Origin of the sequence: Actinomadura barringtoniae (genome assembly GCF_017573505.1) — a bacterium.
GTDB lineage: Bacteria > Actinomycetota > Actinomycetes > Streptosporangiales > Streptosporangiaceae > Spirillospora > Spirillospora barringtoniae.
In genome coordinates this window covers 516,395-542,541 of the sequence record NZ_JAGEOJ010000003.1, presented here as the reverse complement: position 1 = coordinate 542,541, position 26,147 = coordinate 516,395, and the positions used below count along the sequence as shown (strand labels likewise).

Here is a 26,147-nt window from a genome sequence, read left to right as displayed (position 1 = left end):
GGGAACGAGTTGGGTGACGTTCTGACGCTTCCGGTCCCGGAGACGCTGCACGGCACGTACGCCGTCGTGCTCGCCGCACCGCCCGCGGATCCACGCGCACTGGCACGCGAACAAGCGGCCCTGCGCATCGCGCCGCCACTGCGCGACCTGGTGCTCGGCATGCTCGACAGCCCGCTGCTCACGGTCGACATGAGACCGACCGTCGAGTTCCCGCCGCTGCCCGCCGACCTCCTGGCGGTCTACGGCGCGACCGAACGCGACCTGGCGACCATCGAGGCGTCCTCCCACCTCCTGGCGATCCGCGCCGCGTACCGCCCCGGCTGGCCGCCCGCCCACGAGTGGTCCGCCCGCGCCGTCGCCGGCATGGTCGGCGCCGCCCTCTCCGTCCCGGTCATCGACGTCTTCACCCCGCAGATCCTCGACCAGGCCCAGATCCTGCGATCCCTCCCCGACCCGTCAGGCCACATCCGCCTGACCGACTGGATCCTCCTGCCTCACACCGCGGGCCCCGACGGCATCTGGTTCACGACCAAGGGCCTGGCCAGATTCGGTCTCCCCGAACTCCAGACCGAGAACGTTCCGCCCCACCTCCTGGAACCCTGGGGCCGCCTCCTCAACGGCCTGGCCCGCCGCGTCCTCGACCTCTGGCTGAACGAACTGTCCCGCCAAACGACCACCGTCGAGCTCCCACGACTCGTCTCAGTAGGCCTCCAGGACGTCGCCGCCGCCCAAGGCGCGGAAGAGACCATGCGCCGCGAGGTGAACGTCCGCCTGCGCCTGGACGACGACATCCTCACCGTGCTGCCCCCCGTCGAAGGACCCGACCGCCTAGAGATCCTGTGCGCCGCCCTCTTCGGCACCGGCGTCACATGACCTTGCTCAACATCGCCCCCTGGGCAGAGGATCGTTGACGTGACGCGCGACAGCCCCGAAGACCCCGACGAGCCGGTCCGCGAGACCCCCCACCCGGGCGATATCCACGTGGCCGGGCGCAAACCGCCGCCCCCCAGCGACTGGGAGCCGGTCCAGACCACCCGCCCCGACCCGGGCACCACCGCACCCGACCCACCCGAAGACGACCCCCTGGCCCCCAGCCCGTACGGCCAAGCCGGCAACGACTGGCGCACCGCCACCCCACCCGGCCCCTCCAAGCCAACCCCTCAACCCGACGAGAGCCCCCAGCCACCCCAGTCCGGCTGGAGCAACACCCCCACCGGAGGCCCCCAACCCACCCCGCCGGCGCAGCCGCCCCAGTCCACGTGGAGCAGCGACACCCCGCCCACCGGTGGCGCGCGGCCTGGCCCGGCTGGCGAGCAGCCGTCCCAGGGTGGTTGGAACGGCACGGACACGCCACTCTCTGGTGGCGCCCAGCCCGGCGCAGGCCCCCAACCCGACCCGTTGGCGCAGGCGCCCCAGTCCGGGTGGAGCAGCGACACCCCGCCCACCGGTGGCGCGCGGCCCGGCCCGGCAGGCGAGCAGCCGTCCCAGGGCGGTTGGAACGGCACGGACACGCCACCCTCTGGTGGCGCCCAACCCGGCGCAGGCCCCCAACCCGACCCGTCGGCGCAGGCGCCCCAGTCCGGGTGGAGCAGCGACTCGCCGCCAGCCGGTGGCGCGAGGCCCGGCTCGGCTGGCGAGCAGCCGTCCCAGGGTGGTTGGAACGGCACGGACACGCCTCCCGCCGGCGGCGCGCAGCCCCATGCAGGTGCGCGGCCCGGCGACAGTGGCTGGCGCCCCGCAGGTGAGCAGCCAGCGCAGACCGGTTGGAGCGACACCGACGGGCCGTCTGTCGCTGGCGGCGAGCCCGGCGAGAGCGGACGGCGTGCTGCGGGTGATCAGTCAGCCCAGGGCGGCTGGAGCGGCACGGACGCGCCGCCCGCTGGTGGCGCTCAAGCCGGTGGAAGCACCTTGCCCGGCGCGGGCGCTCAGCCCGACGAGGGCGGCTGGCGCGCCGCAGGCGAGCGGCCGGGCCAGACCGAGTGGAGCAGCACCGACACGCCGCCGTCGGCTGGCGGCCGGCCAGGCGGAAGCGCGCGCCCTGGCGAGAGCGGGTGGAGTAGCACGGACACGCCGCCGACCGGTGGCGCTCAGTCCGGCGCGGGCCCGCGACCGGGCGAGAGCGCGTGGCCCGGCGAGCGCGAGTGGTCGGCGGAGCCTGGTGCGGGCGCGCGGCCTGGAGAGGGCACACAGCCCGGTCAAGGCGACTGGAGCGGCACGGACACACCGCCGGTTGGTGGCGTTCAGCCAAGCGGGAGCGCTCAGTCCGGCGCGGGTGCACGGCCCGACGAGGGCGGCTGGCACGCGGTAGGCGAGCAGCGAGCCCAGAGCGGGTGGAGCAGTACGGACGCGCCGTCGGCCGGTGGCGACCGGCCTGGCGCGAGCGAGCGTGAGTGGTCTGCGGAGAGTGGGCAGTCCGGTGCTGGCGCGCCCCCAGACGCGGGCGGCTCTGGTGCGGGTGCGCGGCCAGGAGAAGGGGCGTGGCCTGCGGGTGAGCCGGTGTCCGGCGCGGGTGCGCAGCCTGGCGAGGGTGGTTGGAGCTCCGCAGGCGAGCAGCCAGGCCAGAGCGCGTGGAGCAGTACGGATACGCCCGCTGGTGGGCGGCCTGCGGATGCTTCGGCTGGGGGCGTTCAGCCTGGGGCGGAGATACAGCCTGGAGCGGGTGCGCCTTCTCGGGGCGGCGAGGGTCCGGAGACTCGGCCGGACTTGAGTGAGCCTGGGGAGTCGGCCGGGTGGTCGTCGTCTTCGGGGCCTCGGCCTACGTGGGTGTCGTCGAGCGAGCCGTCGTACGGGACGGCGTCTCGGCCTGGGCCGTTGTCGAAGGAGCCGCCGCCGTCCTCGGAGACGGTGCCGGACGTTCCGCGGCCGGAGATGGACGATCCGGCGCGGCGGAAGGTCGTGGTGGACTCGTTCGTGGCCGGGTTCGTCGACAGCGCGATCTGGCAGGCGACGCTGGCCGTTCTGGAGGGGGCGTTCCCCGGGCTGGGGCTCGCCACCATGCTGTCGCGGCGGGCGGACGACCTGTGGCGGACGATGGACACGCTGGATCGGGCCGGGTCGGTGAAGCTGGGCGTTCCGACGTGGCTGGACGACGCGGGGATGGTGTTCGACCTCAGCGCGCGGCAGCGGGAGGAGGACGAGGCGCCGTCACGGCCGCGGGCGTCGTGGCCGTACGCGGGGGCGTTCGTCATCGACACGCTCGATCCGCTCAGGTATCACCGGGCTGTCGGCGGGCCGCTCGGGCCTCGGGATCAGCCGCGGGAGACGTCGGCTTCGACCGGTGACACCGGTGTGGTGATCGTGGCCGAGCTGGCGGCGGCGAAGACGCGGGTGCTCGACTCGGCCGAGCTGTGGCGGTACGCGGGGAAGATCGTCGTCTCCACGTTGCTCGATCCGGCGCGGCCCGAGACGAGAGGGCAGACGCGGCGCGCTTTGAGGGCGCTGCAGCGGGTCGTCTTCGTGGATCCGAAGCTCGGGCTGGGCGTGTGCCTGCAGATCGACGTGGTGCGGCGGCCGCGGTGCCTGCTGGCGTTCCGCGTCGACGTGGGGGCGCCTCAGTTCGTACGGCCCTAGTCCTCGCTGCGCAGCCAGGTGAGGTCGCACTGCTGCTCCTCGGGGAGCTCGCGGAGCTGGGCCGCGAGCTCCCAGGGCTCGCGGTCGCCCTCGGGGAGCAGGCCGCAGATGAGCGCGTTCGGCGTCCGTACGGCGGTGAACGCGCCGATGCGGGTGACGCCGCCGCCGCGCAGGTGCGCGAGCTCGGACATGAGCGCGGTGAGCGCGGACGGGTCCTGCGGGTCGTACAGGCCGCGCACGTACGTGAACAGTTCCTCGGAGAGGGCGTCGGCGCGGCGGCCCGACAGGTGGTACTCGGTGCCCCAGTAGCCGCCGTTGGCGGCCTGGGCGGGGTAGCGGTCGCGGATCCGCACGCGCAGGCCGTACTCACCGACGCAGCGCTCGTACGCGTCGGAGAGCAGCGGCTCGCTCTCGCCCTCCTCGCTGAGCAGCAGGCCGACGACGACGCCGTCCTCGTGGGACAGGCGGTCGAGCATCTCGCGGTGCAGCTCGCTGACCACGTGCTCGACCGAGTCCATCGAACGGGCGAGGGCGTGCTGCGACTCGCGGTCCAGCTCGACGCCGTCCAGCTCGGCCGAGACGCGGTTCAGCTCGCGTTCGAGGCGGTCGACGCGGTCGGCGATGGTCTCGACCTGGTCCAGGACCTCGGCGGGCGTACCTGGCGCGGGTGGCTGCGGTATCGGGATGCCGCTCTTCTCACGGACCTTGGTCTCGAGAGTGCCGACCTGCTTGTTGAGGTCGGCCACCTGGGTCCGCAGGTCGCGCAGCTCGGCCTGCGCGCGGGGGAGCCTCTTGTCCGATGCCAGATAGAGCTCCCGGGCCCCGATGGCCAGGCAGATCAGCAAGAGGATCACGGTTGTGAACATCGACTAAACCCCAAATGCGCCGGTCGTTGCGTCGGGACGACTGCCACGGACCACCTCGTAGGGAGCCGGCCGACGTTCGACGGGGGGCAGGGAGACGGGCGGCCGGTGACGCTGGGGCATGGGCGCCGTCTCATCTCCTGATGGTGTCGAACGTCGCGGGGGCGATCAAGGGGGGACCGTTCAGGCAAAGGCTAGCTTCCACGGTGGTGCGGCCAGAGGTGATTTGGCCGAGTGCGCCGTGACTCGTGGTCTGGTTGCCGTTGCTGGGAGGCTTGGCCTCCTTTGTGGTCCGGTCAGGTGCGTGCCGCCGATGAGACCTGTGGGACCACCCGGCCCGAACGAACCAGACCGTTTGCAGGGGTCCGGAGCCGGGCTTGCGTCAGCCGAACAGGCCGCCCAGGAGGCCGCCGAGGATGTCCCCGGCGACGCCCGCGGCCTCGCCCGCGATGTCTCCGGCGATGTCGCTCGCCACGTCGCCCGCGACGTCACCGATGATCCCGCCGGCGACCTGCCCGGCCTGGCCGAGGGCCCAGCCCGCTGCCGCGTCGACCACCTGGCCCGCGGGGTCGCCCCACTGGCCTGGGTACGCCCCGGCCGCGTAGGCGGCACCGGCGAGACCCGCGGCTCCGACGGCGGCGGCAGCGACTCCACCCGCTGCCGCGGCGCCGCCCCAGCCGTGGTGGCCATGGTGTCCGTGATGACCGCCGTGGTGGTGGACCTGGTACGCGGGTGCGGGCGGCGGAGCGTGATGACCGTGTGGCGCCGGGGGATAAGGCGCTGCGGGCGGTGCCCCGTGTGCAGGCGGGGCGTACGGAACGGGACCGGCGGGCGCGGGCGGCGGGGCCGTCGGGCCATAGCCGGGCGCGACCGGTGGCGCACCGTGCATCGGTGGCGCGCCATGCGCGTGCGGCGGCGCGCCATGTGCGAGCGGCGCACCGTGCGGCAACCCTGCGCCGGGCGCGGGCGGCGGCGAGCCATGCCCGAACGGATCGCCGTGCGTGGGTGGCGTGCCGTACGCGGGTGGGGCGCCGTGCGGCGATGGTGCGCCGTGCGCGGGTGGCGTTGCGCCGTGCCCGAACGGTTCACCGTGCGCGGGCGGTGGGGCGCCATGCCCGAGTGGACCGCCATGCGCGGGCGGTGTGCCGTACGCGGGTGGGGCGCCGTGAGGTGAAGGTGCGCCGGACGCAGGCGGGCCGCCGTGCCCGAACGGGTCGCCGGGCGTGGGTGGTGGGGCGCCGTGCGGGAGCGGTGCGCCGTGCGCGGGTGTGCCTTGTCCAAACGGGTCGGCGGGCGCGGGTGGTGGGGCGCTGTGTCCGAGTGGTGCGCCGGGCGCGGATGGGGCGCCGTGCAGGGGCGGAGCGCCGGGCGCGGGCGGGGCGCCGTGCGGTGGGGTGCCGTGGGCGGGTGGGGTGCCGGGTAGGCCGTATGCGGGGGGCGGCGGCACTTGGCCCGGCATGTGGCCGGGTGCGGGTGGTGGGAAGCCGCCTTGGCCGTGCGCGGCGGCGGGGGCCAGTGGGCTTTCCATGCCGGGGGGCGGTAGCGGAACGGCACCGCCAGGTGCGGGGCCGCCGGGCGGGGGTACGGGCGGCATGCCGTGACCGGCCGACGGGCCGTGCATGGGGGCGGCGCCGGGGCCGGTTGAACGTGAGGCCGCGGTGTCCAGCCACTTGCCGATCTTCGAGGCCCAGTCGGTCTCGGCGGACTCCTTGTGGCCGATCTTGAAGCGGCCGAACGACTCGTCGTCGGTCTTGATCCCGCCGCTGCGGCGGTCGGCCTCCAGGACGAACTCAAGCCCGCCGGGACTCGCCACGAAGCTGAGCCCGACCTCGCCGATGCGGCCCGCGTACTGCTGCGGCGGCATGAGCTGGATCTCCTGGTAGAACGGCAGCTGCTGCGCGACGCCGCGCAGCTTGTCCGACTCGAACGCGACGTTCCGGATCTTGAAGCCGAGCTGCGCGATGGCCGCCAGCACCCACTGCTGCGACTCCAGCGGCTCGACCGAGATCGGGTCGATGTCGCCGGGGTCGGGAACGCCGACGGTGTCGACCTCGGTGCACAGCCCGATGGTGAACCCGGGCAGTTCGCGGCCGAGCACGGTGGTGAACGGCAGCTCGTACGGCAGCGGGATCGAGAACGACAGCTCGCGCGTCTGGCCCGCCTCCAGCCGGAACGCGCGGGTGAGCGCGCCGCGGTAGACCTCGGGTCCCGCGCTCTGCCCGCCGTAGCCGTCGTCCATGCGCGGCATCAGCGCGATCGTGACGTGCCGTACCTCCACGGCGGACGCGCCGCCGACCAGGTGCACTTTTCCGGCGACCGCGCCGCCGGGCTTGGCGTGCGGCGCGGACAGTATCGTGTCGACCGTCGGAGCTCCGCTGCCTGAGCCGCCCGGCATGCCGGGCGCGCCGGGCATCCCGGGTGCAGGCGGCATCCCCGGAGCCGCGGCGCCTGGAGGCATCCCCGGAGCGCCGGGCGGCGGGGGCGCGGACGCCCCAGGGCCGGGGACCGGGGGCATGCCGTGGCCGCCGGGAGGCGGGGGCGTGCCGGGCGCGGGGCCGTTCGGGGGCAACGCAGGGCCGCTGGGGCCGCCAGGTCCATATCCACCCGGCATCTGATGCCCATAGGCCACTGGACGTTCCCCTCTCGCCACCGCGCGCGGGGAGGCTCCCCGGCATCCGTTCAGACGAATCCCACCATGCCATCGGTTCACGCCGATCAGCGGAACATTACGCCCAAACAATCCACACAGACAGCCGCGCGCGAACGACCGAGGTCGTCCGCGCGCGGCGTGTCTTCAAAGAGCGTGGAGAGTAAGAGGTCAGTCCTTCGCGGTGACCGTGACGGTCGCGTAGCCGAGCTTCTCCAGCGGCTCGCGGATCTCCCCGGCGTCGCCGACGGCGATGACCGTCAGCTTCTCCGGGTCGACGTTGTCGGTGTAGGCCTTGGCGACGCCGTCCGGGGTGGACGCCCGTACGGCCTCCAGGTAGCGCCGCGGGTACTCGGGGCCCAGCCCGCTCGCCGAGGCGTCGGCGAGTTCGGCCGCGACCGCGCGTGCCGTCTCGTATTCGGCGGGGGCGCGGTCGGCGAGGGCGCGTACGGACGAGCCGTGCTCCTCCTCGCTGATGCCGCGGGCCTCGACGCTGCGCAGTTCGGTCAGCGCGTCGGCGACGGCGTCGGCCGTGACCTCGGTGTGCACCGCGCCCTGCGTGATGAACAGCCCGCAGTGCCGCAGCCGCAGCAGCCCGGCGCGCACGCCGTAGGTGTAGCCCTTCTCCTCGCGCAGTACGGAGTTGAGCCGCGAGGTGAGGCCGCCGCCCAGCACGTGCGAGGCGACCATCAGCTTGGGCCAGTCGGGGTGCGACCGGTTCGGGACGCCGTGCGCGATGCTGAGGTACGTCTGGACCGAGCCTGGCCGGTCGACCACGACGATCCGCGGGCCGGTGGTGGGCGCGATCGTGTCCGGGGCGCCCAGCGCCTCGCCGGTGGCGGTCCAGCCTTCGAGCGCGGCGGCGAGTGCCTGGTCAGCCGCCGTACCGGCCAGGTCGCCCGCGACGACAGCGGTGGCCTCCGCCGGAGCGGCCGACGCGTAGAAGGCCCGTACGTCGGCGCCCTCGAGCGCGGCGATCGACTCCTTGGTGCCGCCGGTCGGACGCGAGCTGCGCGCCTCGCCCGGGAACATCACGGCCCGCAGTTCGCGCATCGCACGCGAGCCGGGGTCGGCGTCCTCCTGCGCGATCTCCTCCAGCCGCTCGTTCACCAGGCGGCGCACGTCGGAGTCGGCGAGCGCCGGGCCGCGCAGGACCTTGGCGAACAGTTCGAGCGCGTCGTCCAGGCGGGTGACCGGGACGTCGAGCGCGATGCGCAGCGCGGTGAGGTCGGCGGACGCGTAGAGGCTCGCGCCGATGCGTTCGAACGCCGCGGTCAGCGCCGTACCGCCGCCGGCCTCGGTGCCCTCCAGCAGGGCGCGCGCGGTCATCGTGGCGACGCCGTCCTTGGCGCCCGGCTCGCGGCTCGCGCCCGCGTCCAGAACGAGCCGTACGGCGGCGAGACGGCGGCCCGGAAGGTCCACGCGGAGCGTGCCGGGACCGCCCGCCACCCGGCCCTCGCTGCCGGACGGGAACGCCCAGGCCGGGACGGGCCCGGGCACCGGACGGGGCTGCAGGGTGGGCGTGCTCACTTGGCGCCTCCGTAGGTGAGGACGGTGCGGGCGCCCGGCGCCAGCCAGCGCCCCGCCATCTCGGTGATCTCGTCGGCGGTGACGGCCGCGGCGCGTTTCGGCGCCGTGAAGACGCGGGCCGGGTCGCCGAACTGCGTGGCGTTCTGCGACAGCGCGTTCGCGAGGCCGGTGACGGTCTCGGTCTGCTCCAGGAAGCCGCGTTCGGCCTGAGCGGTGGCGCGGGCGGTCTCGTCGGCGTCCGGGCCGTCGGCGGCGAACCGCGCGAGCTCCTCGTCCAGCACCGCCGCGATCTTCTCGGTGTCCGGGCCGACCGCGTCCACGATGGCCAGCGACGGGCCGCCGGCCAGCCGGGTGACCCCGGCCCAGACCTCGGTCGCGATCTGCTCGCGCCGCACCATCCGGTCGTACAGCCGCGAACCCGAGCCGCCGCCGAGGATCTCCACGGCCAGCTCGGCCGCCTCGATCTCCGAGCCGCCGTCGGTCGGCAGCGGGAACATCGCGAAGTACGCGGGCGATGGAACGTCCTCGTCGATCTCCTCGCCGATGATCTCGCCCAGCGGGCCGAGGTCGCCGTTGCGCGCCGCGGGCTGCTCGGGGCCGAGTTGCAGGCCGCCGAAGTAGCGTTCGACCAGCGCGATCGTCTTGGCGGCGTCGACGTCCCCGACGATCGACAGCACCGCGTTTCCCGGCGCGTACCAGGTGCCGAAGAAGTCGGTGCAGTCCTCCAGCGTGGTCGCGTCGAGGTCCTCCATCGAGCCGATGGGGGTGTGCGCGTACGGGTGCCCCTCGGGGAACGTCAGCGCGCACAGCCGCTCGAACGCGGTGCCGTACGGCTGGTTGTCGTAACGCTGGCGCCGCTCGTTCTTCACCACGTCGCGCTGGTTGTCCAGGTTGGCCTGGGTGAGCGCGGCGGGCAGCGTGCCCATCCGGTCGGCCTCCAGCCAGAGCGCGAGCTCCAGATGGCTGACCGGCACGGTCTCGTAGTAGTTGGTGCGCTCGAAGCTCGTGCTGGCGTTGAACGTGGCGCCCGCGCTCTCAAGGAGCGCGGCGTGCTCGCCCTCGGCGACGTTGGCCGACCCCTGGAACATCAGGTGCTCGAAGAGGTGTGCAAGCCCGGTCCGGCCGGCCCGCTCGTGCCGCGAGCCCACGCCGTACCAAATGTTCACGGCGGCCAGCGGTACGACATGGTCCTCACAGACCACCACGCGCAGGCCATTGCCGAGCGTGTGCTCATGCAGCGGCTGTTCTGCCACGGAGCGCTCCCGTCCGGTCGATGGCGGAAAGCACCGCACGTCCTCAGGTCCTTCGGACGGAGCCCTGGCGGCGGGCTTGATCTCTTCCTCACCGTACCGGGTTCAGCGCGTCAAGAAGCCGGTCCGCCCGCCCTTACGCGGTAAGCGCAGCGCTCATTGCTTTCGCGGCCTCGCCCCTCGCCTGGCGGCTCGGAGCGAACCGCAAAGCGGCGAGCGCGACATCGCTTCGCGATCTGTCGCCGAGCCCTCGCCTTCGGCTTAGGGCGCGGCGACAGGTAGCGCGCTCGCGGTGCGCACAGAGGCGCGTGAGCAGGCACGAGGAGAGGGCGTTCCAGAACGGAGCGTGGGTGGCGCAGGGGAGCGACGCGTTCTGGAATGAGAGGCCAGTAGCGCAGGGAGCGGGTAGCGCAGGGAGCGGGGCGTTCGGGAGCGGGAGCGTTGGGAACGCAGGGGGTGGGGCGTTCGGGAGCGGGAGCTTGGGAACGCGGGAGCTTCGGGGCGCGGGGAGCGCGGCGGGGGTGGGGTGCTTAGGGGGTGGGGCGGGAATTGGGGCGCGGGGCGCCGGACTGCTGGGCGGCCTCGGCTGTCTCGTAGGCCGCGATGGCGTCCTCGAGGGTGCGGTGGAGGACGAAGATCTTGGTGAGCTGGGTCACGTGGAAGACGCGGCGGACGCGGTCGTTCACGCCCATGAAGGCCATCGAGCCGCCGCGGGCGCGCAGGCGGTGGTAGATGCCGACGAGGACGCCGAGGCCGGTCGAGTCCAGGAACGTGACGTCGCCGAGGTCCACGACGAGGTGCAGGCCGCCGTTCTCGATGATGTCGAGGAGCATCTCGCGCAGCCGGGGGCTGGTGAAGACATCGATCTCGCCGCTGATCTTGACGACGGTGAGGTCGTCTCGCTCTTTTCTATGCTCGACGGCGAATTCCACCAGATCTCCTGTCACGGTTCGGCACGGCCGGTGAGACGAGGTGGCCTTATACCCCGCGTCACGCGTGTTATCCCCGTTTGTGGTGCGATCTACGCAGTCGACGCCCGCCCCAGGGATCAGGACGGGCGACGGAAGAGGGCCCAGACGATTTTTCCGCCGGGTACGGCCCGCCAGCCCCAGCGGGTGCTGAAGGAGTCCACGAGGTGGAGTCCGCGGCCGGTCTCGGCGATGTAGTCGGGTTCCTTGCGGCGGGGGGCGTACGGGCTGGCGTCCAGGATCCCGCAGAGGAGCCAGGGGTCCTCGTGGATCAGCCGCAGCCGTATCGCGGTCGGCGCGGAGCCCAGGGGATCGCCGCAGTGAACGGCGGAGTAGCCCTCGATGACGCTCCCGCCACTGTGTCGTAGCGCGTTGGTGACGAGTTCCGAGACCACCAGGCCCACGTCATCGGTCATCTCGCCCATGTCCCAGGCGGTCAGGCGCGACAGCGCGAAGTGGCGGGCCTCGGTGACCGATTCCGGCTCCGGCAGGACGGTGAACGAGACCGCGCAGTTGGTCGCCTCGATCAGCGCGGTGAGTGCCTTGTCGAGGCGTTCTGGCAGGTCGGAAGACTCGGGTATCGGGGTTGAGTGCACGGAATCGCCTTGTGTCTCCGTGGGCCCGGTCTCGTTCATGAAGACGCGGCCTACCCCCCAGCGCGTGTCGTCGTGCGCGTGGCGTGACGTCATTCCCCGGACCCCAAAGAGTGATCTCGTTGTGCAGCCGTGGCTCGGAAGTCTCGTGCGTTATCCTGCGCATCGTAGCGTGCGAATGCAAGGCCCAATGCACGTGCATCCGCTCGGGAATCCGGCGCGGGCGGGCGAATCGAAGGGGCGGGCGGCGCGGCAGACGCGCATGATCGGAGGTAAGAGCAGGAGAGACAGCCGAGTGGCACACTGCTGTAGGATTCCCGGCTCGCCGGGAGAAGTTCGCTGAACGACATCCAGCCGGGAGGTTGGGCGTGACTCCAGAGACGCCGGGAACCGGATCGACAGTCCGTCGCATCCTGCTCGGCTCGCAGCTGCGTCGCCTGAGAGAGGCGCGCGGCGTGAGCCGCCAGGACGCCGGATACGTCATCCGTGCGTCGGAGTCCAAGATCAGCCGCCTGGAGCTGGGTCGGGTCAGCTTCAAAGAACGTGACGTGGACGACCTGCTCACGCTGTACGGCGTCGCCGACAAGGCCGAGCGCGAGGCGCTGCTGCAGCTGGCACGGGAGGCCAACACCCCGGGCTGGTGGCACCGGTACAGCGACGTGCTTCCCAACTGGTTCCAGACGTATGTGGGACTGGAGGAGGCCGCGACACTGATCCGGACGTATGAACTGCAGTTCGTCCCCGGACTGCTGCAGTCGGAGGGGTACGCCCGCGCGGTCATCCGCTTGGGCAACGCCGGCGCCACCGAGCACGAGATCGACCAGCGCGTCGAGCTGCGCCTGCAGAGGCAGGAGCGGCTCACCGGCCCGAACGCACCAAGGCTGTGGGCCGTGCTGGACGAGGGCGCGCTCAGGCGCCCGATCGGCGGTCCGGAGGTGATGCGGGGCCAGTTCGAGCACCTCATCACCATGAGCAAGCTCCCCAACGTGACCATTCAGGTCATGCCGTTCCGGTTCGGCGGCCACGCCGCCGAGGGTGGGGCCTTCACCATCCTGCGTTTTCCCGAGCAGGACCTGCCGGACGTGGTTTACGTCGAGAACCTCACGGGTGCGATGTACCTGGACAAGCGCGACGACGTCGACACCTATCTTCAGGCGATGGAGCGCCTGTGCGTCGACAGCGCGACCCCGGAGCGCACCGTCGAGCTTCTCGGCGATCTTCTCAGAGAGACATGATGCTTCAGACCGACAACGGCCGCTCAGAGGCTCGGCCGGACACATACGACAACGGAATGCCCGCGACCAATCTCCCCGGGGCGCAATGGCTGAAGTCCCGTAGGAGCAACTCCCAGGGAAACTGCGTCGAGATCGCCGAACTGCCCGGTGGGCGGGTCGCGATGCGCAATTCCCGGCATCCCGAGGGACCGGCCCTCATCTACACCCGACACGAGATCGAGGCGCTCATCCTGGGCGCCAAAGATGGCGACTTCGATCACCTGATCATCGCCAGCAACTGATCCCCAGGACCCGGCCGTCCCCGTTCTGCCCGGGTCCAGGCGATCCGTCGAGCCGCCCCTTCGGCACTGGAGGGGCCGGCCCGATCGGAAGACCGCCCCAACCGCCGGATCCCCGCCTCCCAGCCCCTCCCAAGGCCTCTCAGCCGCCTTCAGCCTCCAGTCAGCCAACACGCAGCCCGCATTCAGCGCCGGTTGCGCGTACAACGCGTGCGGTGCTGGTCGCGCGTACAACGCGTGCGGTGCCGGTCGCGCGCACAGCGCATGCGGTGCCGGTCGCGCGCACAGCGCTCGGGCGCTCGCGGCGCTCTCGGCGCGCGTGCAGCCCGTCCTTCAGGCCTTAGCCCCGTTCACCCATGCATGGCCGCGCCACGCGCCAAGCTCGGGGAAACGGTCGGCCCGTCCGTTCTGGCTCAGCCGCAGTTGCCGTACGGGGCGCTGGCGCCGTTGCCGCCGAAGCGCACGCAGGTCTTCTTGGCCGAGACGTAGACCGGCCCCGCGTACCAGGAGAACGAGCCGCTGTCGGCGACGGGGCTTCCGCCCTGCTTCTGGATGAAGACCGAGACCCCGGAACTCGTGCCGACGCTCTTGGTCTTCATCGTGACCGCACAGTTGTAGCCCGAGCTGTTGTACAGCAGGTAGGCGGTTCCGCCGGAGACCGAAAGCGACCTCTGCACGTAGTAGCCGCCACCATGGCCGCCGCTGTCGCAGGCGGACTGGGGCGTGAACTTGTTCGCGGGCTCCTGCGTGGAGCCACCGCCCCCGCCGCCTCCGCCGCCCTTGCTGGGCTTGGTGCCGGGCTTGCTCTTGCCGCCGCCACCCTTGGGGTCGTTCCCCCCGGTCTGGTCATCGCCGCCAGACCCGTTGCCCTGCTGGCCCTGGCCGTTGCCTGGCGCCTTGGGGTTCTTCGGGCCCTTGGACTGGCCGCCCGCACCTGCCGGGTTGCCCGCCTGCCCGTCCTGGCCGTTCTGCGTGTTCTGGTCGGCGATCGCGGCCTTCTGGTCGTTCTTGTTGCCGTCGTCGCCGGAACGGGTCGCCGCCCAGGCCGCTCCGCCCGCCGCCACCACAAGTACCGCGGCGGCCGCGACCAGCGGCGCGAGGCGCTTACGCCCCTTCTTTTCCGGGGGATGCGGCGCCGGAGAGGGCATCGCGGCACCAGGTCCACCCGGTCCGCCAGGCCAAGACGCCCCGGCCGGTCCACCCTGCCCACCCGGTCCGCCGGGCCAGGACGTTTCGGCCATGCCGCCAGGTCCGCCAGGCCAGGACGTCCCGGCCGGCCCACCAGATCCACTCGGCCCCTCGGCGGCCGCAGCCACCGGCGGATTCAAGCTGTCGTACGGCGGGGGCTGCGGAGAGGTGTTCCCTCTCGGAGCCTCGCCGGGGTCAGTCCGTTCAGTAGGAAAGGCCGCAGGGGCCGCAGCCGCAGCCCCGGCACCCGCCGCCCCCGCGGCGGGCATCGCGCCGCTGGCAGCCCCGACGAGCATCTCCTGCGCCTCGCGCGCCGAGGGCCGCTGGTCCGGGTCCTTGGACAGGCAGGCGACGACCACGTCGCGCAGCGGGCTCGGCAGGTCGCCCAGATCGGGCTCCCCGGTCAAGATCCGGTGCATGACCGCGGCCATCTCGTCGTTGCCGAACGCGGGGCGGCCGTTGGCGGCGTACGCCATCGTCGTGCCCCAGGCGAACATGTCGGCCGCGGGGCCAACGTTGCCGCCGGTGAAATGTTCAGGCGCCATGTAGGCGGGCGTGCCGACGTTCTGCGTCTCGCCCGCGGCCGCATAGGCGCGGGCGACCCCGAAGTCGATCACGCGCGGGCCGTCCGGGCCCAGCATGACGTTGTGCGGCTTGAAGTCGCGGTGGACGATCCCGGCCTGGTGAATGGCCGTGAGAGCGGTCAACGTGCTGATCGCGAGCCGTTCGAGCGCCCCGCCGCTGCGCGGCCCCTCGGCCGCCACCAGCTTGTGCAGCGACAGCCCGGGCACGTACTCGCTCACGATGTACGGCTGGTCGCCCGCCACATCGGCATCGATCACGGCCGCCGTGCAGAACCGCGCCACCCGCTTGGCGACCTCGAGCTCCCGCACGAACCGCGCCCGTGCCGTGTCGTCGGCGTTCAGCCCGGCGTGCAGCAGCTTGATCGCGACGTACTCGCCGGCTCCGCGCGCAAGGAAGACCGCCCCCTGGCCGCCCTCGCCCAGCCGCCCCAGGACCTCGTACGCGCCGAGGTGCTCCGGGTCGCCCGACCGCAGAGGGTGGGCGTCCGGCATCGTCCTGTCCGTCACACCGCTCTCATTCCGTCGCTTCCGGCTCCTACGTTGCCAGACTATTTCCCGTCGATGGTATGTGCTCCGGAACGTTCTGATCGTCCGCCCCCACACGACCTCAGAGCGTTAACCATCGGCTACACCGCCCGTTTCCCTCCGCGCACCCAATTGGACTACAGTCCGTTTACGTGGATCTGGAACTGATGCGGACGCCCCCGCCCAAGGAACGCGCCGACGCCGCCCGCAACCGCGCCAAGGTCCTCACGGCAGCCGCCGACCTCTTCGCCGCCCACGGAGTCGAATCGGTCTCGATGGACCAGATCGCCACCGCCGCCGGCGTGGGCAAGGGCACCCTCTTCCGCCGCTTCGGCGACAAGTCCGGCCTGGCCGCAGCCCTCCTGGACGAACGCGAGCGCGAACTCCAGAACGCGATCCTCTCCGGCCCCCCACCCCTAGGCCCCGGCGCTCCGCCTCAAGCCCGCCTAGAAGCCTTCTCCTCCGCTTACCTCGACTTCGCCCTGGCCCACCTGCCCCTGGTCCGCATGTCCGAGACCGCATCCCCAGGGGCCCGCTACCGCATCGGCGCCTACCGCTTCTGGCATCGCCACCTATCGATCCTCCTGGCGGAGAACGACCCCGAAGCCAGGGCCCACACCCTCCTGGCGCCCCTTTCCGCCGAACATCTAACGGCCATGCTGGACGCTCTAGGGGAGGCCCGCACCCGCGCCGCGATCCATGCCCTCATGCAGGAAGCCTCCGCGTGAGACACGCGGAGGCTTCCTGAAATCTGTTGTTAGGCCGGGTCGGGAGTACGCCGCGCAGGGCGCTCCCTCCGGCCGTTCTCATGGCCTGGCGGGCCCTCCGGGGCGTGATGCCGTTCCAGCTGGGCCGCCACCGCGAGAGCGCGCAGGGACGTCGACTTCACATGCGACCGTCCGGCGTTGCTGCGAGGCCGGGGAATGCTGCTCTTCATACCTACCTCCAAGGAGACCGTCGGGGATCTTGTTGGTCACAACCCCAAGATCCACGCCTATATTCCGGATCGTCCGGTCTCGTTTTCCATGCTAACGAACCCCCGCCTCCGTAGCAGGCGAAACACCAAGTCCACCGCACCCCACCCCCATGACCACCCGGATACAAAGACCCCTGACCGAATCCGGCCGATCCCCCCAAGATCGCCACCCCTCCCCGCGCCCCTTGACCGACCGTCGAACAAGTCGGACATGTGAGACGCCGTTCGTCTACAGTCATTGACCGAACCGTCAGAGGAGGTTGTGGAATGCGCACGGCGGGGCTAGCAACGGCCTGCGGATGCGCGGCCCTGACATCCCTGGCGATCTTCGGATCGGCAGTCCCCGGTGTGGCCTCCGCATCGTCCTCCGCGTCGACGTTCGGGGCGGCGCAGGCCGACTCCCGCCCGTACGCCCCGCCGACGCCGAAGCAGTCAAGTCCTCCGCCCGCCGCCCAGTCAGATCAGTCCTGCCAGCCGGAGACGAAGCCCGAACACGCCCCGACCGACGAATCCTGGGCGCAGAAGCGGCTCGGCTTCGAACGTGTATGGCCGCTGACCCAGGGCCAGGGCGTCACCGTCGCCGTGATCGACAGCGGCGTCCAGCCCGACCACCCGATGCTCGCCGGCCGCGTACCGCCCGGCCAGTTCATCGACCTCACCCACACCGGCAAGAGGGACTGCGCCGGACATGGCACCCAGATCGCGTCCCTGATCGGCGGCCGGAACATGATCGACCGCCGGATCCCGCTCAGCGGCGTCGCCCCGGCCTCGCGGCTCCTCATCATCAAGCTCCAGAACCAGGACGCGCCGAACAACAACGATGGGGCGCTGCTGCCTGCGGCCATTCACAAGGCCGTGGACGGCGGCGCGCGGGTCATCAACATGTCCCTCAAGGTCAAGAACACCCCCGAGCTGTTGGAGGCCGTGCACTTCGCGCAGAAGCGCAACGTCGTGCTCGTAGCGGCCGGGGGGAATCAGGAGATCCCGGAAGGAGAGAACGGCAAGGCGTACCCGGCGAGCTACCCGGGAGTCATCTCCGTGGCGTCGCTGGACCGCGACGGGGCCCGCGCCGAGTCCTCGACTCTGCTCTCCAAGGTGGACGTCGCCGCGCCGGGCAAGGACGTCTACGCGGCGACCATGCAGGGCGGCTACGACCTCGCCGCACAGGGCACCAGCTACGCCGCGGCGTTCGTGTCCGGCGTCGCCGCCCTCGTCATCTCCCGGCACCCGGATCTCTCCGCCGATCAGGTCGTGCACAGGATCGTGATCACCGCGGACGGGAACGTCGGCGACTTCACCGGCCGCGGCATGGTCGATCCGATGCAGGCCGTCACCGCCGTACTGCCCGAGGAGAACGGACCGGCGAGCGCCCCGCCCGCCGCGCCGGCTCGGTTCGCCGCCCCCGCGCCCTCGGACCACCGCACGCGCAACCTCGCGGTCGCGGTCACCGGAGGGGCGCTGGGCCTCGCCGGCCTCGCCGCCGTCGCCGGAGTCGTGCTCCCCATGGGCCGCCGTCGCGGCTGGCGCGCCGGGCGGGTCACCTTCCCCTTGCGGCAGCCCGAAGAAGAGGTCGAGAGCGTAGGTCCCGACGGCGGAACCATCGGCTCCCGCTCCTGACCACAGCCCGTACGAGCCCCGCCCCCAGCCCTCCCCGACGCCCCGACACGCGCGCTGGCGCGGCCCCTCACCCGCGGCAGCCCGTCACGCGCGGCCCGTCATGCGCGGCGGCTCGACACGCGCGTGGCCCGGCACGCGCGTGGCCCGGCACGCGCGTGGCCCGGCACGCGGTGGCCTGGGCGGTCCCTCAGTTGCTCGGGGCCGTGTCCTCTCAGTGGTCTCGCAGCGTGGTCTGAACGAGGCGCGCGCCGCTGCGACGTTCGAAGAACGTGCCGCGGCCGGTGGTCATGGGCATCGGGCGGACCTCGCCGAACAGGGGCCCTTCCTCCCGGCTGCCCGACATGATCAGGGCGGGTGAGGCCATGTCCTTGAGCTGCTGGATCACCGGGTCGTACAGCGCCCTGCTCACACCGCCCATCGCGCGCGACAGGACCAGGTGAACGCCGATGTCGCGGGCCTGCGGGAGCAGTTCGACCAGCGGCAGCAGCGGGTTGCTGGCCGTGGCGACCAGGTCGTAGTCGTCGACGAAGACGAAGACGTCGCTGCCCTTCCACCACGAGCGGCTGCGCAGCTGTTCGGCCGTCAGGTCGGCGGGCGGGAGCCGGTCGTTCAGCGCGTCCACCAGGTTGTCGATCACCTCGACCGCGGCCGACGACGAGGCGGCGTAGCCGACGCGGTGCTCGGTGTCGGCGGTGTCGAGGAGTGAACGCCGGTAGTCGATGAAGACCAGCCGCGCCTCGGAGGGCGGGTGCTGGGCGACGACGCCCTCGGCGATCTGGCGCAGCAGGTTGGTCTTGCCGCATTCGGTGTCCCCGACGACCACGAAGTGCGGGTCGGCCTGGAAGTCGACGTGGACGGGGGACAGCGAGTTCTCGTCGATTCCGATGGGGATCCGCCAGCGTCCGCGCGGCGCCTCGGCGAGCGCGGACGCCGGCAGCAGGTCGGGCAGCAGCCGTACCGGCGGCGCCTTGGGCCCCTGCCAGGCGCCGTTCACCGCCTCGACCAGCTTGGCCACGCCATCGCTGAGGTCGTCCACGGTGCCGCGTCCGTCGATGCGGGGGAGCGCGGCGAGGAAGTGCAGGCCATCGCGAGTCAGTCCGCGTCCCGGGCGGCGTTCCGGAACGTTCTCGGCCAGGCGCCGGTCGATCTCGGACTCGTAGCTGTCGCCGAGCCGGAGCTCGAGCCGCGTGCCGAAGACGTCCCGGATGCCCATTCGGTACTCCGACCACTTTCCCGCGGTCGCGACGATGTGGACGCCGTAGCCGAGCCCGCGCTGTGCGAGATCGGTGATGACCTCTTCGAGCTGCTCGTACTCCTGGCGGAGGGTCATCCACCCGTCCACCACCAGGAACACGTCGCCGAACCCGTCGCCCTCGATCTCGCCGGCCGCGCGCAGGCGCCGGTACGTGGCGATCGAGTCGATGCCGCGCTCGGTGAACTCCTGCTCCCTGCGGTCCAGCAGCGTGGAGACCTCCGCGACCGTACGCCGGACCCGGTCGCCGTCGAGCCTGCTCGCGACGCCGCCGACGTGCGGCAGCCCGGCGAGCGCGCTCAGCGTTCCGCCGCCGAAGTCCAGGCAGTAGAACTGTGCTTCCTGCGGAGTGTGCAGGAGTGCGAGCGAGGCGAGCATCGACCGCAGGATCGTCGACTTGCCGGTCTGGGGCGCGCCCGCGATGGCGACGTGCCCGGCGGCTGCTGAGAGATCGACCCAGAACGGGTCGCGCCGCTGGTCGAACGGCCGGTCGATGATCCCGACGACGGCCGACAGCTTGCCGCGGCCTTCCCAGCCCGAGGTGCTCAGTCCATGGTGAGGCGTGGTGGACAGCTGCGGCAGGAGCTCGTTGATCGCCGGCGGTACGTCCAGGGGCGGCAGCCAGATCTGGTGGGCCGCCGGGCCCTTTCCGGCGAGTTGCTGGATGACGACGTTGAACAGGCTCTCCTCGCTCGTCTTGCCGGCCTCCTGTTGAGGCTGCTCGACCGCTTGCCGCGGGATGAAGGCGGCGCTGTACGGAAGAATTCGCCTCTGCGCGACCGGACCGCTGCTGGTCCGCGCCTCCTGCTCACCGCTCACAGGTCCGGAGACGTACGCGGCCTTGAACCTGGTCATCTCGGTGACGTCCACCTTGAGGTAGCCGTTCCCCGGCTGCGAGGGCAGTTCGTACGCGTCGGGCACACCCAGCACCACGCGCGACTCCATCGCGGAGAAGGTGCGCAGTCCGATGCGGTACGAGAGGTGCGTGTCGAGGCCGCGCATCTTGCCTTCCTCAAGACGCTGGGACGCCAGTAGCAAATGGACGCCGAGTGAACGCCCCAAGCGTCCGATCATCACGAAGAGTTCGGCGAACTCGGGCTTGGCCGCGAGCAATTCGGAGAACTCGTCCAGAACGACGAAGAGGGTCGGCATCGGCTTGAGAGCGGCGCCTTGCTCACGTGCCTTCTCATAGTCCCGGATCGACACATAGTTGCCCGCGGCGCGCAGCAGCTCCTGGCGACGGATCATTTCCCCGTGAAGCGCGTCGTACATGCGGTCGACGAGCGGAAGTTCGTCCTCAAGGTTGGTGATGACCGCGGAGACATGCTGCAACTGCTCAAGGCCGAGGAACGTCGCTCCGCCCTTGAAGTCGACCAGCACGAAATTCAGGGTCTCCGAAGAATGTGTCACCGCAAGGCCGAGGACCAAGGTGCGCAGCAACTCTGACTTGCCGGACCCGGTGGCACCGATGAGCAGGCCGTGCGGCCCCATTCCGCCCTGGGCCGACTCCTTGATGTCCAGCTCGACCGGGCGGCCCTCGGCATTGACGCCAATGGGCACGCGATAGCGGTTGCGCGGTGCGCGTACCTGCCAGGTCGCTCGCAGGTCGATGCCGTACGGACTGGTCAGTCCAAGGAGAGAAGTAAGCGTGAGATTGGAGGCCAGCGCATTCTGCTCGGGCTCTTCTGCGGCCCCTGCGCGCAATGGCGCAAGCTTGAGCGCCAATCCCTCGGACTGGACGTAACTCAGGCCGTCTGAATTGCCCAACGGCGTGGAGATGTCCTTGCCGGTACGGTCGTTCTCCAGCATTTCCAGGCCGTCGCGCGTCACGTGCAGCCGGAGCATCGTCGCGTCCGCGGTGGGCGCCACCGCTCCATTGAGGTCGATGACGCAAACGCCCTTGATACCGTCCGCGCCGATCTGGGAGTCGGGCGTGACCGTTCCACCGTCGACGATTACCACGTGGTACGGGAGGTCCTCCTTGCCCACGCCGACGCTGAAACGTGGACGATCCTTGATTTCCTTCCCGATGAGCTGCTCCAGCTGGCTCAACGTGTTGACCAGCAGCCGTACCGGACCTGCCGCGTCCTGCTCGGTCGGGTGCAGGGAATGTGGCAGCCATTTCGCCCACTGCCATTCCTGCATGCGTTCCGGAGACGCGCAGATCGAGACCCGCATGTCGTCGGGTGTGTGGAACGCCGCGATCTGAGCCACCATCGCCCGCACCATCGCGCGGATGACGTCCGGCTCGCCGGTCATGACGATCCGCGCGAACGCGGGAAGCGACACAGCGACCGGCAGATCGGGCACGGTCGAATGAGCACGCAGGAAACGCCTCAGCGCGCCCGCGCACATCGGCTCCAGGTCCTCGATCGGCTTGGTCTCCGGCACCACGAGCTCCAGAGCGAGCTGCTGCCTGCCCTTACCGATCCGGACGTGGCCGAAATCCTCGTCGGCAGGACGCCGTTCCCACAGCCGGTGGCTCATCACCAGCGACCACAGCGTCCGCGGGCTGGGACCGCTCCATTCGAGCGCTTCCCGCTGTTGCTTGGCGGCCTTGCGGACCCGTGCCCGGATCTGGTCGAGGTAGCGGTAGTAATCGCGCCTGGCCCCGTTCAGCCGCTGCTTGCGCTCACCCGCGCCCTGCCCCACGTGACCGAAACCCATGCCGACCATCGACAGCACGAACAGGCCGCTCGCCACCCACATGATCGGGTTGCCGCCGCCCGCCCCACCCGCGCCGCCCATGAACATCAATCCCATGGCGCCGCCGCTGGCCGCCATCGGCAGGTACATCAGCGCGTTGGCGAAGCCCTGACTGATCGACTCGGGCACCTCGGGGGGCGGCTCCATCATGATCTCGCCCTCGGGCAACTGCGGTGGCGGCCGCCGTTCCGGCCGTCGAACGATGACTGTCCCCACCGCGCTCGACCCCCTTCGCCAGGACACTCGGCATGACCCGGCTGTCAACGACCGGTCATAGTAGTGACTTCCAGTCAAGTCGGGCATGTGATCCGTGGCAGTGGTCTCAAATCGATGCCGCAGGCCCCAGAAGAGCTGTCAGTTCTGCCAGTCCTTCACAGGTGACGTGAAACGGCACCGCGAGTCTCAGTACGAGAATCAAGGCGGCCACGGCCGGCAGGCCTACGACCACCAGAACGAGCGGCGCCAGCAGCGCCTCAACCGGCCCCGCCTCACCTCGCGAGGCCTTCCACACGGGAAAGGCGATGCCCAGCAACGTGCTGATAGCCACCACGACCAGCGCCACCCATGTCCCGGCCAGGATCCAGCCGGGCGTAGTAAGAACGGCCCCGCACTCGCCAGAGTGACGGTCGTTCACCGCAACCCCGAGACCGATCGCCACGACCAGACACAGCGCATCGACCCCCGCATAGGTCCACCCGGACATGGCAACGCGATGCAATGTCGAATCCCGCATGACCGCGTTCTTGCTGCTAGTCATCCTGGCGGACCCGGATGACCGATGCGCCCTGCGGGTCGCCCAGCTCGTTGTACATCGTCTGGCGCGCGGTCCAGTCAGCATTCTGGGCGCCGCCCGAGTGCTGCGTGTAGTAGACGTGCCCGTCCACCACTGCCGTCACCACTGCGGTGTGATGGATGCCCTCATGCGGGTCCTTCCAGAACATGACGTCTCCGGGGCGTGCTTGCGTGAGCGGGACTTCGCTGCTGTTGTTGCTGGTCAGGAACTCATGCAGGCCCCGCGCGAGTGTGTACGAGTGGCTGCGCGGGCTGATCGGGTCCCCGCTACCGAACTGCCCCCCGTACCAGGTGTGCTCCGTATCGCTCTGACCGGCGAACGGAGCGATGTCGAAACCCTTCTGGTGCAGCCCTCCCGAGCGCAGCGCTTCAGAAACGAAATTGGTGCAGTCGTCGGGATAGGTGCGACCAACCGGACGGTCCCAGTTCTGGAGTGCGAACTGGACGACTTTGGTGCGGTCGACGCCGTCGAACCCGCGCAGTTGCGCCTTGATCTCTTCAGGAATTCCGGCGACTCCGGCCAAGGCCGCGGGTGCGGCAAGCATGAGTTTCTGCTGCTCGGCAGGGGGCAGGCTGTTCCACCACTGGGCGACCTGTTCAGGCGGCCCAGTGGGAATCGTTCCGGCGATCGCTTCGAGCTCGGTACGGCTGGCGTCGTTGACGTCCAGGTTGTAGGCACGTTCCGGATCGGTCTCGCCTGTCCGGCCCGCCAACCTCCGCAGCTCGGCAGCGGACTTCTGGTCGGACTGGGTGGCCTCGCGCAACGCCTCGCCGATCAACTTGGAGATCTGCTGTTCCTGCGTGACACTGAGGATCGTCTCCGGTGCCGGCGCGAAACCGGTTCCGGGGTTCCGGGACACGCTGCCGTCAGGGCCGATCACCAGGCCTTCCCGCGCCGCCTGGTCCTTGGCCTCTCGCAGCGTCACCTGCGAGACCTCGGTGGCCTGAGCCAGCCCCGCCAAGACCATGGAAACCGCTGTGAGCTCGCCTTCGGCGGCCTCCAAGGCCCCGATGGTGTTTTTGATCTTCTTCATGGCCGCGATGGCGGCGCCGGCTCCAGACCAGCCACCGTTCTGAAGCGGCCGTCGTGTCCCGCGGTCGAGATCCGCCGCGGCCCTACCGAGATCCTTGGCGAGTGCGGCCCACTCCTGACTCGCGGCCCGCCAGCTATCCGGATCGGCCGAGTTCAGTTGCCTGAAATCCACCATGGCGGTCAACCCCGGCCTTCACGCAATTCACCGGCGACGTGTTCGGCGAGGGCAGCGGCCTTACGTTCCGCCTCCGAATACTCGCGGGAGGCGGAGCCGAGACCTGTCTGCAACTGTTTGATCTCACTGCTGAGCGCTTGCAGGCGGGCTTCCCAGGCGGTCAGGCACTGCTGGAGCGCCGCGCTCGACTCCCAGCCCGCGTGAATCGAGATCGCACCGTGGGACCCGTTCTTCGCGGAGCCGACGGACGACTGAACGCGCCCGCCCACCGCACCTGCGCCGGCTTCCGCTTGCAGCAGGCTCTGCGGCCGTACCTCGAACCAGCTCCCGCTCATCGCAACTCCCGTCAACGGCTGCTGTCGCAAGAGTGCCTGGAGAGCAGCCATAGTCCACGCGCATCGAGAAGGTGACAAGCGGCCTCAACATCTCGGACTGGTACTTGTCACGATCGCCCCCATGCCCACATTCGCGGCGTAGCGACCTATGGGGCGGACTCGCGGTTCTGTGCGACACTCGCGCGCCATGGTTCTCACATCTGCGTACCAACTGGCTCACACGAGAACGGCATGGCTGCACGAGTTGCGCGACTCTCCTGAGCGGCTCGACCACTATCCGCACAGGTACGTGGTGATCGCACACAGACTGCGCTGGTGGCAGCGCGCGGGCAGTGCGCTCACCGCGTTCTGCGCAGTGGTCGAGCTTGTCGAGGAACGGGGTTGGGAAGCGGTGTCCTGGGACCTGGGCAGCCGGCTGCCCACCGTGTTGGTCAGGCGCCGCGAGGACGGTACGGGTGGTGCGGGTGAGTCTGGAGATGAAACGCGCAGCTCGGAGCGCGAATCGGGCGATGCTGAAGGGTGATTAGTGCGCAGGTGAAATCCGCTCAGGATTCCTGACGATGTGGCGCAGACCGGTCGAGACTGGTAGTCAATGTGCGGTCCCATCGTGCTCATCCAAGCGGATCGGAGGCCACGTGAACCCGACGACCGGCGCAGACCTGTGTCGCATCGCGCTCGTGGCGCCGGGACGGCGGATCGACTTGTCACTCCCCGCCGACGTCCCTCTCGCCCACATGCTGCCCACGCTCTTGCAAGCCGCGGGCCGCAACCTCGCCAACGCCGGACTCGCCCACTCGGGGTGGGTGCTGCAACGCCTGGACGAGGCTCCCTTTGACGAATCGCAGTCGCTCGCCGCCTTGGGCGTACGCGATGGCGAGGTGCTCTACTTCCGGCCAGAGATGTCGCAGCTCCCTGAAGTTGTCTTTGACGACGTGGCGGACGTCGTGGCGACCGGGATCAACGAGCATGCCGATCGCTGGAGACCCGAGCTGACACGTCGCTTTGGTCTGACGGCCAGCGCGGCGGCCTTGGCTTTTGGAGCTTTCGGCTTGGCGTTCGTAGGCCCACCCTGGCAACTCATTGCGATCGCCGCGGGTGTCATGGCCGCCCTCTTGCTGCTCGCCGGAATCGTGTTGTCACGAGCCCTCGGCGATGCGGTGGCTGGAGCGGTCCTTGGTTACAGCGCGGTGCCCTATGCGTTCCTTGCAGGCTTGCTAGCACCCGCGCGTCCCATCTCGTTGACCAGTCTGGGTGCCTTGCACGTACTAGCCGCGCTGGCCGCGGTCACGCTCGTATGCGTAGTGGCCGCCTTTGCCATCGAAGAAGGGCTGCCCATCTTCCTGGGCGTCGCCTTCACGGCACTCATAGGCGTGGTTGCTGCCGGCGCCGTACAGGGCTTCGGCCTATCACCTGAGGGCACAGCCGCTTTCGTCGCATCACTCTTCCTTGGCCTGACCGCACTAATCCCTTCGATTTCGTTCCGTCTTGCGCGCCTCCCGCTCCCTCCCGTTCCGGAGAACGCAGAGGAACTGCGTAGCGCCGCCCGAACCTTCGACGGCCCGTCTCTGCTGAGGCGCACGCGCGATGCCGATCGATTCGCCACAGGACTTATCGCAGGCGTAGGCCTGACAGGCCTCGCCGCACAGCTCAGCCTGTCGCCCACAGGCGGGTGGCTCGAGGTGGCGATGAGCCTCTGCCTCTCGTTGGTACTGCTGTTGCGCGCCCGCGTTTTTCACGGACGTGCCCAGCGCATCTGGATGCTCGGCAGCGGCTTGGCCGGTTTGGTCCTCCTCGGCATGCGTGACGCGCTTACCGAGACTCCGGCCAGAGCGATCCTGTTCTTCGCCGTCCCACTTCTGCTCGGTGTGGCCATCACCATGACGATGGCGATCCGCCTGCCCACCCGTAAGCCCTCGCCGTTCTGGGGACGGGCCGGAGACATCCTCGACCTCTTCCTTATCCTCAGCCTCTTCCCGTTGGCCATGGGCCTGCTGAACCTGTACACCGCGCTCCGCGGCCTGGCGGATTGA

General features: G+C 70.5%; 19 protein-coding genes. 8 read left to right on the top strand and 11 right to left on the bottom strand.

The genetic code is table 11. The annotated features are described in order from the left end of the window. Window positions 1-9: 9 nt before the first annotated feature. Together J4573_RS09365 and J4573_RS09360 are read left to right on the top strand one after the other, a co-directional pair. A complete protein-coding gene (locus J4573_RS09365; RefSeq protein WP_243772673.1) occupies window positions 10-873 on the top strand; it encodes a hypothetical protein in 864 nt (287 codons plus the stop codon). 1,938 nt (window positions 874-2,811) lie between these two features. Then, entirely contained in the window at window positions 2,812-3,570 is a 759-nt protein-coding gene (locus J4573_RS09360; protein ID WP_208254879.1) for a hypothetical protein, read from the top strand. Here J4573_RS09360 and J4573_RS09355 read toward each other — a convergent pair. The 6 genes from J4573_RS09355 to J4573_RS09330 all read right to left on the bottom strand — a co-directional run bounded on the left by J4573_RS09355 (window position 3,567) and on the right by J4573_RS09330 (window position 11,424). Beyond that, window positions 3,567-4,436 carry a hypothetical protein gene (locus tag J4573_RS09355; RefSeq protein WP_208254878.1) on the bottom strand — a complete coding sequence of 290 codons (870 nt, stop codon included), beginning with the start codon at window positions 4,434-4,436 and terminating at the stop codon, window positions 3,567-3,569. The genes J4573_RS09360 and J4573_RS09355 overlap by 4 nt on opposite strands. Window positions 4,437-4,815: 379 nt before the next feature. Continuing rightward, a complete protein-coding gene (locus J4573_RS09350; RefSeq protein ID WP_208254877.1) occupies window positions 4,816-6,864 on the bottom strand; it encodes a sporulation protein in 2,049 nt (682 codons plus the stop codon). Window positions 6,865-7,251: 387 nt separating this feature from the next. Continuing rightward, entirely contained in the window at window positions 7,252-8,610 is a 1,359-nt protein-coding gene (locus J4573_RS09345) for a M16 family metallopeptidase (protein WP_208254876.1), read from the bottom strand. Further along, the gene (locus J4573_RS09340) at window positions 8,607-9,863 is read right to left on the bottom strand and encodes a M16 family metallopeptidase (RefSeq protein ID WP_208254875.1); all 1,257 of its coding nucleotides are present in this window, start codon (window positions 9,861-9,863) and stop codon (window positions 8,607-8,609) included. The genes J4573_RS09345 and J4573_RS09340 overlap by 4 nt, the downstream gene beginning before the upstream one ends. Before the next feature lie 527 nt (window positions 9,864-10,390). Beyond that, on the bottom strand, window positions 10,391-10,792 hold the full coding sequence (locus tag J4573_RS09335) for an STAS domain-containing protein (RefSeq protein WP_208254874.1): 402 nt from the start codon (window positions 10,790-10,792) through the stop codon (window positions 10,391-10,393). A 116-nt stretch (window positions 10,793-10,908) separates the two neighbouring features. Beyond that, the gene (locus J4573_RS09330; RefSeq protein ID WP_208254873.1) at window positions 10,909-11,424 is read right to left on the bottom strand and encodes an ATP-binding protein; all 516 of its coding nucleotides are present in this window, start codon (window positions 11,422-11,424) and stop codon (window positions 10,909-10,911) included. A gap of 365 nt (window positions 11,425-11,789) precedes the next feature. Here J4573_RS09330 and J4573_RS09325 point away from each other — a divergent pair, with 365 nt between their 5' ends. Both J4573_RS09325 and J4573_RS09320 read left to right on the top strand, forming a co-directional pair. Further along, complete coding sequence (locus tag J4573_RS09325) at window positions 11,790-12,656, top strand: Sco1979 family transcriptional regulator (protein WP_504740195.1); 867 nt, start codon at window positions 11,790-11,792, stop codon at window positions 12,654-12,656. Continuing rightward, a complete protein-coding gene (locus tag J4573_RS09320) occupies window positions 12,653-12,937 on the top strand; it encodes a DUF397 domain-containing protein (RefSeq protein WP_208254872.1) in 285 nt (94 codons plus the stop codon). The genes J4573_RS09325 and J4573_RS09320 overlap by 4 nt, the downstream gene beginning before the upstream one ends. Before the next feature lie 410 nt (window positions 12,938-13,347). Here J4573_RS09320 and J4573_RS09315 read toward each other — a convergent pair whose 3' ends face one another. Beyond that, window positions 13,348-15,213 carry a serine/threonine protein kinase gene (locus J4573_RS09315; protein ID WP_307796566.1) on the bottom strand — a complete coding sequence of 622 codons (1,866 nt, stop codon included), beginning with the start codon at window positions 15,211-15,213 and terminating at the stop codon, window positions 13,348-13,350. 170 nt (window positions 15,214-15,383) lie between these two features. Here J4573_RS09315 and J4573_RS09310 point away from each other — a divergent pair, with 170 nt between their 5' ends. Together J4573_RS09310 and mycP are read left to right on the top strand one after the other, a co-directional pair. Further along, on the top strand, window positions 15,384-15,959 hold the full coding sequence (locus J4573_RS09310) for a TetR/AcrR family transcriptional regulator (RefSeq protein ID WP_307796565.1): 576 nt from the start codon (window positions 15,384-15,386) through the stop codon (window positions 15,957-15,959). A gap of 515 nt (window positions 15,960-16,474) precedes the next feature. Beyond that, complete coding sequence (gene mycP, locus J4573_RS09305; protein WP_208254871.1) at window positions 16,475-17,824, top strand: type VII secretion-associated serine protease mycosin; 1,350 nt, start codon at window positions 16,475-16,477, stop codon at window positions 17,822-17,824. Between the two features lie 211 nt (window positions 17,825-18,035). On the opposite strand, the gene eccCa is transcribed toward mycP, so the two are convergent. From eccCa to J4573_RS09285, 4 genes are all read right to left on the bottom strand, one after another. Then, a complete protein-coding gene (eccCa, locus tag J4573_RS09300) occupies window positions 18,036-21,932 on the bottom strand; it encodes a type VII secretion protein EccCa (protein ID WP_243772671.1) in 3,897 nt (1,298 codons plus the stop codon). Between the two features lie 172 nt (window positions 21,933-22,104). Next, complete coding sequence (locus J4573_RS09295; RefSeq protein WP_208254869.1) at window positions 22,105-22,539, bottom strand: hypothetical protein; 435 nt, start codon at window positions 22,537-22,539, stop codon at window positions 22,105-22,107. After that, window positions 22,532-23,782, bottom strand: a complete 1,251-nt coding sequence (locus J4573_RS09290) for an amidase domain-containing protein (protein ID WP_243772766.1) — start codon at window positions 23,780-23,782, stop codon at window positions 22,532-22,534. Before J4573_RS09290 ends, J4573_RS09295 begins: the two co-directional genes overlap by 8 nt. A gap of 5 nt (window positions 23,783-23,787) precedes the next feature. After that, window positions 23,788-24,117, bottom strand: coding sequence for a hypothetical protein (locus J4573_RS09285; RefSeq protein ID WP_208254867.1), 330 nt, complete (start codon window positions 24,115-24,117; stop codon window positions 23,788-23,790). 187 nt (window positions 24,118-24,304) lie between these two features. On the opposite strand from J4573_RS09285, the gene J4573_RS09280 reads away from it, so the two are divergent. Both J4573_RS09280 and eccD read left to right on the top strand, forming a co-directional pair. After that, window positions 24,305-24,640 (top strand): hypothetical protein, encoded by a 336-nt coding sequence (locus tag J4573_RS09280; RefSeq protein ID WP_208254866.1) that lies wholly within the window; start codon window positions 24,305-24,307, stop codon window positions 24,638-24,640. 112 nt (window positions 24,641-24,752) lie between these two features. After that, entirely contained in the window at window positions 24,753-26,147 is a 1,395-nt protein-coding gene (eccD, locus tag J4573_RS09275) for a type VII secretion integral membrane protein EccD (protein WP_208254865.1), read from the top strand.